We start from the raw sequence: 13,093 nt of genomic DNA, 5'->3' as shown, positions 1-13,093 counted from the left end.
CGGCCGTGACCGACCCGGGCGTCGTGCGGTCCGGTTACGGAACGGAGGCGGCGTCCTCTGGGCCGTGACCGACCCCAGGCGTCGTGCGGTCCGGCTCACGCGCCGACCGCGACGGCCGCCGGGCTACCGCGGGCCGGCCGCCGGGCGGCCCGGGGGTGACCGGAACCACGCCCCGGCCCCCAGGCGGGCCCCGTACCCTGTCTCCGTGGCAGAACCAGCGGTGCGCATCCCGGATGCGAAGGTCGCCCTGTCGACGGCCTCGGTCTATCCGGAGTCGACGGCGACGGCCTTCGAGGTCGCCGCGCGCCTCGGTTACGACGGCGTCGAGGTCATGGTGTGGACCGATCCGGTCAGCCAGGACATCGAGGCGCTGCGCCGGCTCTCGGACCACCACCAGGTCCCGATCCTCGCCGTGCACGCCCCCTGCCTCCTGATCACCCAGCGCGTCTGGTCCACCGACCCGTGGGTCAAGCTCCAGCGCGCGCGGGCGGCGGGCGAGAAGCTCGGCGCGTCGACCGTGGTCGTGCACCCGCCGTTCCGCTGGCAGCGGCAGTACGCGCGGGACTTCGTGACCGGCATCTGGCGGATGGCGGACGAGACGGACGTCCGCTTCGCCGTGGAGAACATGTACCCGTGGCGGTACAAGGACCGCGAGATGCTCGCCTACGCCCCCGACTGGGACGTCACCAAGGACGACTACCGGCACTTCACGATCGACCTCTCGCACACGGCGACCGCGCGCACCGACACCCTCGCCATGGTCGACCGGATGGGCGACCGGCTCGGCCACGTCCACCTCGCCGACGGGCGCGGCTCGGCGAAGGACGAGCACCTGGTGCCGGGCCGGGGCACCCAGCCGTGCGCGGAGCTGCTCGAAGGGCTCGCGCACCGCGGCTACGACGGCCATGTCGTCATAGAGGTCAACACCCGCCGCGCGATGTCCTCCGCCGAACGCGAGGCCGACCTCGCGGAGGCGCTGGCCTTCACCCGGCTCCACCTGGCGGCTGCCTCGCGGGGCACGCACGCGTGAGCGACGGTTCCGAGGGCGCGGCACATCCCGACCCGGCGGGTCCGGCCGGAGAAGCCCCTCGCCGCCGCGGCCGGCCCTCCCGCACGACCGCGGACGAGGGCGGACCGGGCGCGCGGGAGCGGATCCTCCGGGCGGCACGGGAGCTGTTCGCGGAGAAGGGGTACGACAAGACCTCCGTCCGCGGCATCGCGAAGGCCGCCGGGGTCGACCCGGCGCTCGTGCACCACTACTACGGGACGAAGGACGAGGTCTTCGCGGCGGCGATCGAGGTGTCGTTCGAGCCGGCGGCGGTCGTCCCGGCGATCGTCACGGGCCCGCGCGAGGAGATCGGCGAGCGCCTGGCCCGCTTCTTCATCGGCGTCTGGGAGAACCCGGCGACGCGCGCCCCGCTCCTCGCGGTGATCCGCTCGGCGCTGACGCACGAGGCGGCGGCGAAGGTGCTGCGGGGCTTCGTGCTGCGGCGGCTCCTGGAGCGGATCGCGGGGGAGCTGGACGTACCGGAGCCGAAGCTGCGCGCGGAGCTGGCGGCCTCGCACATGATCGGGATCGCGATCCTGCGGTACGTGATCCGGGTGGAGCCGCTGGCGTCGGCGGACCCGGAGGAGATCGTGGCGCAGGTGTCGCCGACGCTGCAGCGGTACCTGACGCAGCCCTGACGCCCGAGCGCCGCCAACGGCCGGCCGTTGACCCGCCGGCCGTTGACGCGCCAGCCGTTGACGCGCCGGCCGCTGGCCTGACGGCCGTTGACCCGCCGGCCGCTGGCGCGCCGGCCGACCTACTGGCCGGTGACCTGCCGGCCGCTGACACCTGACCACTGACACCTGACCACTGACGACTGCCCGTAGGCTGAGCAGAGCGTCCGCAATATGGACATGGTTGTCCAGATCTTGGAGTCGAAGCGTACGCTCGACTGCAAGCACACCCGTCACGAGGAGCGAGCGACGATGCCCGAGCTGAGGTCCCGCACAGTCACCCACGGCCGCAACATGGCGGGCGCACGCGCCCTTATGCGCGCCTCCGGTGTACCGGGCGCGGACATCGGGCGGAAGCCGATCATCGCGGTGGCGAACTCCTTCACCGAGTTCGTCCCCGGTCACACCCACCTGCAGCCGGTGGGCCGGATCGTCTCCGAGGCCATCACGGCCGCCGGCGGCATCGCCCGCGAGTTCAACACGATCGCCGTCGACGACGGCATCGCCATGGGCCACGGCGGCATGCTCTACTCGCTGCCCTCGCGCGACCTGATCGCGGACAGCGTGGAGTACATGGTGGAGGCGCACTGCGCCGACGCCCTGATCTGCATCTCCAATTGCGACAAGATCACCCCGGGCATGCTGATGGCGGCCCTGCGGCTGAACATCCCGACCGTCTTCGTCTCCGGCGGCCCCATGGAGTCCGGCCGCGCGACGCTCGTCGACGGCACGGTCCGCACGCTCGACCTGGTCGACGCGATCTCCGAGGCCGTCAACGACAAGGTGTCGGACGAGGACATCCTCCGCATCGAGGAGAACGCCTGTCCGACCTGCGGGTCGTGTTCCGGCATGTTCACCGCCAACTCGATGAACTGCCTGACCGAGGCCATCGGCCTCTCCCTGCCCGGCAACGGCTCCGTCCTCGCCACCCACACCTCGCGGCGCGCGCTGTACGAGACCGCCGCCCGCACCGTCGTCGACATCACGCGGCGCTACTACGACGAGGACGACGCCTCCGTCCTGCCGCGCAACATCGCCACCCGCGCGGCCTTCGAGAACGCCATGGCCCTCGACATCGCCATGGGCGGCTCCACCAACACGATCCTCCACCTGCTCGCCGCCGCCCAGGAGGCCGAGCTCGACTACGGCCTGGCCGACATGGACGCCATCTCGCGCCGCGTGCCCTGCCTGGCCAAGGTCGCGCCGAACGTCGCGCCCCGTGGCACGTACTACATGGAGGACGTCCACCGGGCCGGCGGCATCCCCGCCATCCTCGGCGAGCTGCACCGCGCCGGCCTGCTCAACGAGGACGTCCACGCCGTCCACAGCCCGTCCCTCGCCGACTGGCTGAAGAACTGGGACGTCCGCGGCGGCTCCCCCTCCGAGGAGGCCGTCGAGCTCTGGCACGCCGCCCCGGGCTGCGTCCGCTCCGCCACCGCCTTCTCCCAGTCCGAGCGCTGGGACACCCTGGACGTGGACGCCGAGGGCGGCTGCATCCGCGACGCCGCCCACGCCTACTCCCAGGACGGCGGCCTCGCGGTCCTGCGCGGCAACCTGGCCGTCGACGGCTGCGTGGTCAAGACCGCCGGCGTCGACGCGTCCATCTGGACCTTCGAGGGCCCGGCCGTGGTCTGCGAGTCGCAGGAAGAGGCCGTCGAGAAGATCCTCAACAAGCAGGTCAAGGACGGCGACGTCGTCGTCATCCGCTACGAGGGCCCGCGCGGCGGCCCCGGCATGCAGGAGATGCTCTACCCCACCTCCTTCCTCAAGGGCCGCGGCCTCGGCAAGACCTGCGCCCTCGTCACCGACGGCCGCTTCTCCGGCGGCACCTCCGGCCTCTCCATCGGCCACGCCTCCCCGGAGGCCGCCTCCGGCGGCACCATCGCCCTCGTCGAGGACGGCGACCGCATCCGCATCGACATCCCCACCCGCGCCATCGAGCTCCTCGTCGACGACGCCACCCTCGCCGCCCGCCGCGAGGCCCTCGGCGGCGTCTACGCCCCGAAGAACCGCGAACGCAAGGTCACGGCGGCGCTGCGCGCCTACGCGGCGATGGCGACGAGCGCGGACAAGGGCGCGGTGCGGGACGTGTCGAAGCTGGGCTGACGACGGAGCCGCACGGCCCCGCCGCGCACCACTCCGCCGGACGGCGGCCCGGGATTCCCTCCCGGGCCGCCGTTCGACGTTCGCGGGCGGCGCCCACGGGCCGCCGCTCCCCGACCGAAGCCACCCGGGGTGGTGGCTCGGCCGTGTGCCGCCCCGGCGCGCCGGAGACCGGACCGTGCCGGTCTCCCGGCGCTACTCGCCGCTACTCACCACTCCGCCGCTCACCACTCCGCTACTCACCACTCCGCCGCGTCCCGGCCGTCGAGCGCGAACACCGAGCCGTCCGGCGCCGTTCCGTACACACGGTCGCCCGTCGCGACGGGCGCCGGGACGGAGGCCGGGAAGCCGAGTTCGCCGTTGCGGAGCCGGGCCCCGGTCTGGCCGAGCAGTACCCCGCGGGCCGTGTCGACGGCGAGCAGGCGCCCGTCGGCGGTGGAGAAGTAGAGCCGGCTGCCGTCGCCGGAGAGGACCGGAGGAGAGACCCGTCCGGCGGCGGTCTCCAGCTGCCAGAGCCGGCGGCCGCCGTCGACGGCCGTGTCGACGGCGACGAGCGCACCGGTGCGCCCGAGCAGGTAGACCACGCCGTCGTGGACGGCGATCCGCGGTCCGTCCATCCGGAACGGCAGCGGCACCCGGTTCGTGGTCCCGCGCGCCACGTCGTAGCGCACGACCGCGTCGGTCAGGCCCTCGCGCCGCTGGGACGTCAGGTAGAGCGTGCCGTCCGTGCCCGTCGCGCCCGGGAAGAGGTCCCCGGGCAGGCGGCGCTGGTGGACGACCTCGCCGCTCTTCGCGCGTACCGAGCTGACCAGCGTGTACGTGCCGTACGTCTCCGCCTCGAAGACGTGCACGAGGCCGCTCGCCGGGTCGTAGGGGCCGAGGCGCGGGGCCGTGTGCCCGTGCAGCGGGTGGCGCCACAGCCGCCGGCCCGTCGCGGCGTCGAGGGCGGCCACCGTGCCGGACGGCGAGCCGAGGAGCAGGGTGTCCCCGGCCGGGCGCAGATCGGCCCCGTACGCCGACATGCCGGTGCTCCACCCGGGCTTCCCGGTGCGGGGGTCGACGGTGGCGTAGCGGTCGTCCCCGGCCGTCCCGAGCAGTCCGCCGGCGAACACGGGCACGGCGGCGGTCCCGTCGTCGGCCGAGCGGTTCGGCTGCGACCAGCTCACCTTGCCGGTCCGGGCGTCGAGCCGGGCCGTGGCCGAGCCGCCCGCGGCGCAGAACAGCGCGCCGTCGCCGGCGGCGCAGGCCGGCGCCGACCCGCCCGTGCCGGGCAGCGAGGTCCGCCAGCTGTCGAGCGGGCGCGTCGCGGCCGTCCGCTGGGCCCGGTCCTCGTCACGGTCGCCGTCCCGGCCGTGCTGCACGGCCAGCAGGACGCCGCCCGCGGTCAGCGCGGCGAGCACGGCCGCGGCCACGACGGTGAGCGGCCGCCGGCGACGGGGGCGAGGCGGGGCCTCGACGGTCTCGGTGGCGGGGCCGGGGCCGGCGCCCGAGGCCCTGAGCGCCCGGGTGTCGGTGTCCCGGCTTCCCTCCGCCGGCGCCACCGACGAGGGGGCCCTGCGCTGCGCCGGTATGAACGCCGCCGCCTCGTACGACGGCGGCAGCAGCGCCGCCATGATCTCGTCCGGCGTCGGCCGCTCCGCCGGCTCCTTGGCCAGACAGCGCGCGACGAGCGGCGTCAGCTCCTGCGGAACGTCCGTCAGATCCGGCTCGTCGTGAACGACCTGGTACGCCACGATGTACGGGCTGTCGGAGTCGAACGGCCCGCGCCCGGTCGCCGCGTGCACGAGCACCGAGCCGAGCGCGAAGACGTCCGCCGCGGGACCGACCTGGCGGGGCCGCTGGAACTGCTCCGGCGCCATGAACGGCGGCGAGCCGATCAGCTTGCCCGTCTCCGTGCGCAGATCGCTGTCGGCCGGCCGCGAGATGCCGAAGTCGATGACCTTCGGCCCGCCGTCGGTGAGCAGCACGTTGCCCGGCTTGAGGTCCCGGTGCACCACCCCGGCCCGGTGGATGTCGCGCAGTGCCTCCGCGAGCCCGGCGGTGAGCCGGCGCAGCTCGGCGGGGCTCAGCGGGCCGTTCCGCTTGACCTGTTCGGCGAGCGTCGGACCGGGCACGTACAGCGTGGCCATCCAGGGCCGCGGCGCGTCCGGGTCGGCGTCGACGACCGGCGCCGTGAACGCGCCGCTCACCCGCCGCGCCGCGCTGACCTCCTGCCGGAACCGGGCCCGGAACTCGGGGTCCGACGCGTACGTGCTGTGGACGATCTTGACCGCGAGCCTCAGCCCGGAGGCGGACCGGGCCAGCCGGACGATGCCCATGCCGCCGGACCCGAGAACGGCCCCCAGCCGGTACTCGCCCGCGTACTCCGGATCTTCCGCGTCCCGGCCGACACCGGTTTCGCGCAACGGTGGCATTGCCCCACCCCGTGTATTCCCCGTCAGCGTCGTGCGCGCGCACGACGCACGGAGCCTAGACCATGACGCATCGAATCCGGACATGGCTTGGTAGCCTGCGCGCGTCGTCCGAACGGGGGAGGTCTCTCATGTCCATTGACGAGTCGTCACAGTCCGAGTCCCGGGCCTCGGCGTTGTCCGCCGAAGCGTCCGTCCAGGCACTGGCCGCGGACGGCCGGTACCCGACCGCGCCGAACTGCCGGCTGAACGTCCGCTCCGGCCCGGGCACCAAGTACCGCATCATCCGCACGCTGCCGATGGGCGCGACGGTCTCGATCTACTGCCAGTCGCCGGGCGAGTGGGTCAGCGGCCCGTACGGCACCACGAACATCTGGGACAACATCGCCGACGGCGAGTTCGTCTCCGACGCGTACGTGAGGACCGGCAGCGACGGCTACGTGGCCCCGCGCTGCTCCTGACCCGGAATCCGTCGTCGCTCACGCCACAGCGCGATAATCGACCTCGTGAGCGACGACGACCGCACTGAGAAGACGCCCGCCGGCCCCCTCCCCGAGGACATCCGCTTCTTCGGGACGACCTGGCTGGACCACAGCGGCCACTACGGGCTGCGCCGCGCCGCCGTCGCCGCCGGCTCGCTCGTCGCCGCGGCCGCCGGCTGTCTCGCGCTGCGCTTCGCGTACCAGGGCCTGGAGATCGCCGAGGTCGGCGGCTTCGTCAGCGTCCTGGTCGTCGTCATGTTCGCGATCTGCAGCGCCATCGCCTTCCGCAGGACCTGGGAGGGCTTCTCCCGCCGGCCGGCCGACCCGGCCCGCGAGGACGCGCTGCGCAGCGTGAAGGCGATCGGCTTCATCGGCTCGCTGCTCGCCTACTTCTTCCGCTCGCTGACCGAGGCGCCCGGCGAGAAGCTGCGCCGCACGGAGTACGAGACCGCCCGCGCCCAGTTCGAGAAGCGCCGCGCGGGCCGTACCGGCAACCCGTCCCAGCGCAAGAAGCCCAAGCGCTAGGGCCTGTCCGACCCTGATCCGCCGGACAGGCCCTGGAGGTGTCCTGAGCGGTCAGGGGCTCCGCGGTCCTTGACGGACGGCACCCCCGGGCCCACTATTCATCACATGATGAATAAAGCGGTCGGCGACCCGGTCGACGGCGCCATCACCGCCTCCGGCCTCACCGTCGTCCGCGGCGACCGCACCGTCCTGCGCGGCCTCGGCTTCACCGTGCCCCGCGGCCGCATCACCGGCCTCCTCGGCCCCTCCGGCTGCGGCAAGACCACCCTCATGCGCGCGATCGTCGGCACCCAGGCCAAGGTCACCGGCACCCTCGACGTCCTCGGCCGCCCCGCCGGCGACCCCGCCCTGCGTGCCCGCATCGGCTACGTCACCCAGGCGCCGTCCGTCTACGACGACCTCACCGTCGAGCAGAACCTCGCCTACTTCGCCTCCGTCCTGCTGCCCGGCCGCGCCCACCGCGCCGAGCGCCGCGCCGCCGTCGACCGGGCCGTCGAGGACGTCGACCTCGCCTCCCACGCGCACGCCCTCGCCGGCCGGCTCTCCGGCGGCCAGCGCAGCCGCGCCTCGCTCGCCGTCGCCCTGCTCGGCACCCCCGAACTGCTCGTCCTCGACGAACCGACCGTCGGCCTCGACCCCGTACTCCGCCGCGACCTGTGGGACCTCTTCCACCGCATCGCCGCCGACCGGGGCACCACGCTCCTCGTCTCCTCCCACGTCATGGACGAGGCCGAGCGCTGCCACCGGCTGCTCCTGCTCCGCGAGGGCGAGCTCCTCGCCGAGGACACCCCCGAGGCCCTGCGCCAGCGCAACGACACCGCCACCGTCGAGGAGGCGTTCCTCCACCTCGTCGACTCCGCGGCCGCCCGCGCCCGCGCCCGGATCAGCAACCAGGAGGGCCGATGAACGGCGCCCGCACCCTCGCCACCGCCGCCCGCGTGCTGCGCCAGCTCCGCCACGACCCGCGGTCGATCGCCCTGATGCTGCTCGTGCCGTGCCTGATGCTCTTCCTGCTCCGCTACGTCTTCGACGGCAGCCCGCAGACGTTCGACGCCATCGGCGCCTCGCTCCTCGGCATCTTCCCGCTCATCACGATGTTCCTGGTGACGTCCATCGCCACCCTGCGCGAACGCACCTCCGGCACCCTCGAACGCCTCCTCGCCATGCCGCTGGCCAAGGGCGACCTCATCGCCGGCTACGCGCTCGCCTTCGGCCTCGTCGCCGTCGTCCAGTCCGTCCTCGCCACCGGCCTCGCCGTGTGGTTCCTCGGCCTCGACGTCATCGGCTCGCCCTGGCTGCTCCTCCTGGTCGCCCTGCTCGACGCGCTCCTCGGCACCGCCCTCGGCCTGTTCGTCTCGGCGTTCGCCGCCTCCGAGTTCCAGGCCGTCCAGTTCATGCCGGCCGTGATCTTCCCCCAGCTGCTGCTCTGCGGCCTGTTCACCCCGCGCGACCGGATGGCCCCGGCCCTGGAGGCGATCTCGGACGTGCTGCCCATGTCGTACGCCGTCGACGGCATGAATCAGGTCCTGCGGCACACCGACGTCACCACCGCCTTCGTACGGGACGCCCTCGTCGTCGCCGGCTGCGCGGTCCTCGTCCTCGGCCTCGGCGCCGCCACCCTCCGCCGCCGCACCGCCTGACCGTCCCCGGACGCGCACCGCGTGACCGTCCCTTGGACACCCCACGCACCGGCCGCCGACACGGTGCGAGGATGTCCCTGCACGTGGAGCCCCCTCCGGCGAGGTGAACAGAACGATGACCCAGACCGTCGCAGTCCTCGGCACCGGCAAGATCGGTGAAGCCCTCCTCAGCGGCATGATCCGCGCCGGCTGGCGCCCCGCCAACCTCCTGGTCACCGCCCGCCGCGCCGAGCGCGCCGCGGAGCTCCACGCCCGCTACGGCGTCGAGACCGTCACCAACGCCGACGCCGCCAAGCGCGCCGACACCCTCATCCTCGCCGTGAAGCCCCAGGACATGGGCCGGCTCCTCGACGAACTCGCCCCGCACGTCGCCACCGACCGCCTGGTCATCAGCGCCGCCGCCGGCATCCCGACCGCCTTCATCGAAGAGCGCCTCGCCGCCGGCACCCCGGTCGTCCGCGTCATGCCCAACACGCCCGTCCTCGTCGACGAGGGCATGTCCGTGATCTCCGCCGGCAGCCACGCCACCCCCGCGCACCTCGCCCACACCGAGGAGATCTTCGGCGGCGTCGGCAAGACCCTGCGCGTCCCCGAGTCCCAGCAGGACGCCGCCACCGCCCTCTCCGGCTCCGGACCGGCGTACTTCTACTACCTCGTCGAGGCCATGACCGACGCCGGCATCCTCCTCGGCCTGCCCCGCGCCCAGGCCCACGACCTCATCGTCCAGGCCGCCATCGGCGCCGCCGTGATGCTCCGTGACAGCGGCGAGCACCCGGTCAAGCTCCGCGAGGCCGTCACCTCCCCGGCCGGCACCACCATCTCCGCCATCCGCGAGCTGGAGAACCACGGGGTACGGGCCGCCCTCATCGCCGCCCTGGAAGCCGCCCGCGACCGCAGCCGCGAGCTCGCCTCCGGCAACGGCTGAGCCCTCGCCGAGCGCTTACTCCGCCACGGTCCCCTTCAGGACGTCCTCCGTGGTCACGACCCGGGCGAACTTCCCGCCGTGCAGCGACACCGCCGTCGCCCGGGTCAGCTCCTCGGCCGACTGACGCCACCCGAACGGCCCGGCCAGATCGAAGGTGTGCATCGCGTCGAGCGCGAACAGCACGTCGTAACCGAGGTTCCCGCCCATCCGCGCCGTCGTCTCGTTGCACATGTTCGTCTGGATCCCGGCGATCACGAACTGCCCGATCCCGGCACCCTTCAGCCACGCGTCCAGGTCCGGCTCCCCGTAGAACGCCGAGTTCACCGTCTTGGTGACCAGCAGCTCCGGCCCCGGCCCCTTCCCCCGCCGCTCCTCGACGAACTCCTTGAAGGCGTTGCCCTCGCCCCCGGCCGCCAGCGGCGAACCCTCGCGCGGCGAGTCGTGCCGTACGAAGACGACCGGCCGCCCGGTCTCCTGCCACCGGTCGATCAGGGCGGCGATGTTCGCCTCCGCCGCCGGGTTGTCCCGGCGCCCCCAGAACTCCTCGTCCTCGAAACCCCGCTGCACGTCGATGACGACGAGCGCCGCGTTCTCTTCGACCCTGATGTTCTCCGTGATCTCCATGACCACGATCCTGCTGCCCCGGGCCCTCCCGCCCCAGAGGCAGAAACGCCATCGATCGATGCCTTACTGCCACCCAGTGCTTTACTGGCACCCATGGCAGCCACCCGCGCCCCCCAGCGCATCGCCCTCCTCGTCTTCCCCGGCATCCGTGCCTTCGACGTCTCCGTCGTCACCGAGGTCTGGGGCACCGACCGCCGCGACCGGGGCGTCCCGCCCTTCACCCTCCTGCGCGCCGCCGCCGACCCGGCCCTGCCCATCCCCCTCCGCGGCGGCCTCCACCTCACCCCCGACACCCCGCTCGACCGGCTCGCCGGCCTCACCCCCGCCGACCTCGTCCTCGTCCCCGGCATCGAGGACCCCGACGCCGACATCCCCACCCCCGTCCTCGACGCCCTGCGCCGCGCCCACAGCGCGGGCATCCCCGTCGCCTCCCTCTGCGCCGGCGCCTTCGTCCTCGGCCGCGCCGGCCTCCTCGACGGCCGCCGCGCCGTCACCCACTGGCGCCTCGCCCGCGCCCTCGCCGACCGCCACCCCGGGGCCACCGTCGAACCCGAGGCCCTCTTCATCGAGGACACCGGCATCTGGACCTCCGCCGGCACGGCCGCCGGCATCGACCTCTGCCTCCACCTCGTACGGACGGCCCACGGCGCGGAAGTCGCCGCCACCATCGCCCGCTCGATGGTCACCGCTCCCTTCCGCACCGGCACCCAGGCCCAGTTCATCGAGCACCCCACCCCGCGCGCCGACCGCGACGCCGACGCCCTCGCCGCCGTACGCGCCCACGCCCTCGCCCACCTCGACCAGCCGCACACCGTCGCGAGCCTCGCGGCCCGCGCCGGCATGTCCGCCCGCTCCTTCGCCCGCCACTTCCAGGCCACCACCGGCACCACGCCCGCCCGCTGGCTCATCGCCCAGCGCGTGGCCGCCGCCCAGAAGCTCCTCGAACGCACGGACCACCCGCTCCCCGAGGTGGCCCGCCGCGCGGGCTTCGGCAGCGAGGTCACCATGCGCCAGCACTTCGCCTCGCACCTCGCCACCAGCCCGCGCGACTACCGCGCCGCGTTCCGCGCCCTCCGGTCCTCCCCTCAGACCGCCGGTTCGGCCGGCAACAGCCCGATCGCCCGGTAGGCCCGGTCCACGACAGGCCGCGCCATCCCGCGCGCCCGCTCGGCGCCCGTCCGCAGCACCCCGGCCACGTACCCCGGATCCGCCGCCAGCTCCGCGTGCCGCTCCCGCACCGGCCGCAGCAGCTCCACCACCGCCTCCGCGGTGTCCTTCTTCAGGGCCCCGTACGAGTCATAGGCCGCGGCCAGCCCGGCCGGCTCCCCGCCGGTCGCCGCCGCGAGCAGATCCAGCAGGTTCGCCACCCCCGGACTCGCCGCCCGGTCGTAGACGACCTCCCGCCCGCTGTCCGTCACGGCCCGCATCACCTTCCGCCGCACGCTGTCCGCGTCGTCGAGCAGATAGACGATCCCGGACCCGTTCTCGTGCGACTTCCCCATCTTCGAATCCGGGTCCTGCAGGTCCATCACCCGCGCCGCCACCACCGGGTTCACTGCCTTCGGCACCGTGAAGACGTGCCCGTAGCGCTGGTTGAACCGCACCGCCAGATCCCGCGCCAGCTCCACGTGCTGCGTCTGGTCCTCGCCCACCGGCACCTCGTCCGTCCCGTACGCGAGGATGTCCGCCGCCATCAGCGCCGGATACGTGAGCAGCGAGAGCCGCACGCTCTCCCCGGCCTCCCGCGCGCGGACGCTCTTCTCCTTGTACTGGATCATCCGGCGCATCTCGCCGTCCGTGGCCACGCACTCCATCAGATAGGAGAGCCGCGCGTGCTCGTCCACATGACTCTGTACGAAGACGGTGCACCGCTCGGGATCCAGCCCGGCCGCCAACAGCAGCGTCGCCGCCTGCCGGCTCAGCCGCGTCACCCGCGCCGGATCGTGCTCCACGGTCAGCGCGTGCAGGTCCACCACGCTGAACAGCGCGTCCGCCTGGTGCTGGTCCACCTCGACCCACCGCCGCACGGCTCCCAGGTAGTTCCCCAGCGTCAGATGCCCGGTCGGCTTGACCCCACTGAAGATCCGCTTCATGGCCTTGGTTCTCCCTCTCCTGTCGGATGGCCGCCGGCTCGTCGGCCGGGCTCCCGGAGGGGGATACGCGAACGGCCGCCGAGGCGGCGGCCGTTGTGTGCATGCGCGAGTGCGGGCCGCCGGGTCAGGCGGCCCACCACTGGGTGGTGTGCGCATGCGTCGTCATGCGCCCAGGCTACCCACCAGACCCCGGGTTGACACGGGATTACCGGATCCGTACAGTTCTCCGAGTTGTCCAGCGTGAGCACCGACCCCGGTCGGCCCCGGACAGCCATTCCGCAAGAACCACTCCATGCCTGACGGTGTCGATTCGTCGTGCCGTCTTTGCGTTTCCGTGTGTTTTTGCGAAATGAGGAATCCGCGTTCGAAGTCCGGACGCAGGCCGCCGATTAGCTTCGGGGGCAGGGAATCCGCTAAAGTCTCACTCGTCGGAACGGCCCAACAGCCGGGAAGGCAACTCCCGCTGACTGGGAATCAGACGCCGAAAGGATCTGATAGAGTCGGAACCGCCGGAAGGGCCCGGAACGACGAAAGTCGAAAAGGGACCGGAAAGCACCGAGGAAATCGG

The 13,093-nt window shown here is 73.2% G+C and carries 12 protein-coding genes; 9 read left to right on the top strand and 3 right to left on the bottom strand.

Annotated elements, in window-relative coordinates; translation table 11 throughout:
* Nucleotides 1-205 precede the first annotated feature (205 nt).
* The 3 genes from ACFYU9_RS20745 (at nucleotide 206) to ilvD (ending at nucleotide 3,828) form a co-directional block, all read left to right on the top strand.
* On the top strand, nucleotides 206-1,030 hold the full coding sequence (locus tag ACFYU9_RS20745; RefSeq protein ID WP_389345670.1) for a sugar phosphate isomerase/epimerase family protein: 825 nt from the start codon (nucleotides 206-208) through the stop codon (nucleotides 1,028-1,030).
* Entirely contained in the window at nucleotides 1,027-1,686 is a 660-nt protein-coding gene (locus ACFYU9_RS20740) for a TetR family transcriptional regulator (RefSeq protein WP_389345669.1), read from the top strand. Before ACFYU9_RS20745 ends, ACFYU9_RS20740 begins: the two co-directional genes overlap by 4 nt.
* A 288-nt stretch (nucleotides 1,687-1,974) precedes the next feature.
* Nucleotides 1,975-3,828: a dihydroxy-acid dehydratase gene (gene ilvD / locus ACFYU9_RS20735; protein WP_389211445.1), complete on the top strand. Its 1,854-nt coding sequence runs from the start codon at nucleotides 1,975-1,977 to the stop codon at nucleotides 3,826-3,828.
* A 236-nt stretch (nucleotides 3,829-4,064) separates the two neighbouring features.
* Here ilvD and ACFYU9_RS20730 read toward each other — a convergent pair whose 3' ends face one another.
* Nucleotides 4,065-6,239, bottom strand: a complete 2,175-nt coding sequence (locus tag ACFYU9_RS20730; protein ID WP_389345668.1) for a PQQ-binding-like beta-propeller repeat protein — start codon at nucleotides 6,237-6,239, stop codon at nucleotides 4,065-4,067.
* Between the two features lie 128 nt (nucleotides 6,240-6,367).
* Here ACFYU9_RS20730 and ACFYU9_RS20725 point away from each other — a divergent pair, with 128 nt between their 5' ends.
* The 5 genes from ACFYU9_RS20725 to proC all read left to right on the top strand — a co-directional run bounded on the left by ACFYU9_RS20725 (nucleotide 6,368) and on the right by proC (nucleotide 9,808).
* Complete coding sequence (locus ACFYU9_RS20725) at nucleotides 6,368-6,697, top strand: SH3 domain-containing protein (RefSeq protein WP_389211448.1); 330 nt, start codon at nucleotides 6,368-6,370, stop codon at nucleotides 6,695-6,697.
* A gap of 45 nt (nucleotides 6,698-6,742) precedes the next feature.
* On the top strand, nucleotides 6,743-7,243 hold the full coding sequence (locus ACFYU9_RS20720) for a hypothetical protein (RefSeq protein ID WP_389211449.1): 501 nt from the start codon (nucleotides 6,743-6,745) through the stop codon (nucleotides 7,241-7,243).
* A 105-nt stretch (nucleotides 7,244-7,348) separates the two neighbouring features.
* Entirely contained in the window at nucleotides 7,349-8,149 is an 801-nt protein-coding gene (locus tag ACFYU9_RS20715; protein ID WP_389345667.1) for an ABC transporter ATP-binding protein, read from the top strand.
* Nucleotides 8,146-8,883, top strand: coding sequence for an ABC transporter permease (locus tag ACFYU9_RS20710; RefSeq protein ID WP_389211453.1), 738 nt, complete (start codon nucleotides 8,146-8,148; stop codon nucleotides 8,881-8,883). The genes ACFYU9_RS20715 and ACFYU9_RS20710 overlap by 4 nt, the downstream gene beginning before the upstream one ends.
* Before the next feature lie 115 nt (nucleotides 8,884-8,998).
* Nucleotides 8,999-9,808 (top strand): pyrroline-5-carboxylate reductase, encoded by an 810-nt coding sequence (gene proC, locus ACFYU9_RS20705; protein WP_389211455.1) that lies wholly within the window; start codon nucleotides 8,999-9,001, stop codon nucleotides 9,806-9,808.
* Between the two features lie 15 nt (nucleotides 9,809-9,823).
* Here the strand turns inward: proC and ACFYU9_RS20700 are convergent, their stop codons facing one another.
* A complete protein-coding gene (locus ACFYU9_RS20700) occupies nucleotides 9,824-10,414 on the bottom strand; it encodes a cysteine hydrolase family protein (RefSeq protein WP_389211529.1) in 591 nt (196 codons plus the stop codon).
* Nucleotides 10,415-10,525: 111 nt separating this feature from the next.
* Between ACFYU9_RS20700 and ACFYU9_RS20695 the strand changes: the two genes are divergently transcribed.
* Nucleotides 10,526-11,560, top strand: coding sequence for a GlxA family transcriptional regulator (locus tag ACFYU9_RS20695; RefSeq protein WP_389345666.1), 1,035 nt, complete (start codon nucleotides 10,526-10,528; stop codon nucleotides 11,558-11,560).
* Here ACFYU9_RS20695 and trpS read toward each other — a convergent pair.
* On the bottom strand, nucleotides 11,518-12,525 hold the full coding sequence (trpS, locus tag ACFYU9_RS20690) for a tryptophan--tRNA ligase (protein WP_389345665.1): 1,008 nt from the start codon (nucleotides 12,523-12,525) through the stop codon (nucleotides 11,518-11,520). The genes ACFYU9_RS20695 and trpS overlap by 43 nt on opposite strands.
* Nucleotides 12,526-13,093: the final 568 nt, after the last annotated feature.

Source organism: Streptomyces sp. NPDC004327, from assembly GCF_042873935.1.
In the GTDB taxonomy this organism is placed as follows: Bacteria; Actinomycetota; Actinomycetes; order Streptomycetales; family Streptomycetaceae; genus Streptomyces.
Note: the sequence above shows the minus strand (reverse complement) of the source record. Positions and strands in the feature narration are given on the sequence as shown.

Excerpts from the sequence above, each read along its gene's own strand:
- ACFYU9_RS20725 (WP_389211448.1), top strand. The coding sequence starts at position 6,368 with ATGTCCATTGACGAGTCGTCACAGTCCGAGTCCCGGGCCTCGGCGTTG.
- ilvD (WP_389211445.1), top strand. The coding sequence starts at position 1,975 with ATGCCCGAGCTGAGGTCCCGCACAGTCACCCACGGCCGCAACATGGCG.
- proC (WP_389211455.1), top strand. The coding sequence starts at position 8,999 with ATGACCCAGACCGTCGCAGTCCTCGGCACCGGCAAGATCGGTGAAGCC.
- ACFYU9_RS20710 (WP_389211453.1), top strand. The coding sequence starts at position 8,146 with ATGAACGGCGCCCGCACCCTCGCCACCGCCGCCCGCGTGCTGCGCCAG.
- trpS (WP_389345665.1), bottom strand. The coding sequence starts at position 12,525 with ATGAAGCGGATCTTCAGTGGGGTCAAGCCGACCGGGCATCTGACGCTG.
- ACFYU9_RS20695 (WP_389345666.1), top strand. The coding sequence starts at position 10,526 with ATGGCAGCCACCCGCGCCCCCCAGCGCATCGCCCTCCTCGTCTTCCCC.
- ACFYU9_RS20715 (WP_389345667.1), top strand. The coding sequence starts at position 7,349 with ATGATGAATAAAGCGGTCGGCGACCCGGTCGACGGCGCCATCACCGCC.
- ACFYU9_RS20730 (WP_389345668.1), bottom strand. The coding sequence starts at position 6,239 with ATGCCACCGTTGCGCGAAACCGGTGTCGGCCGGGACGCGGAAGATCCG.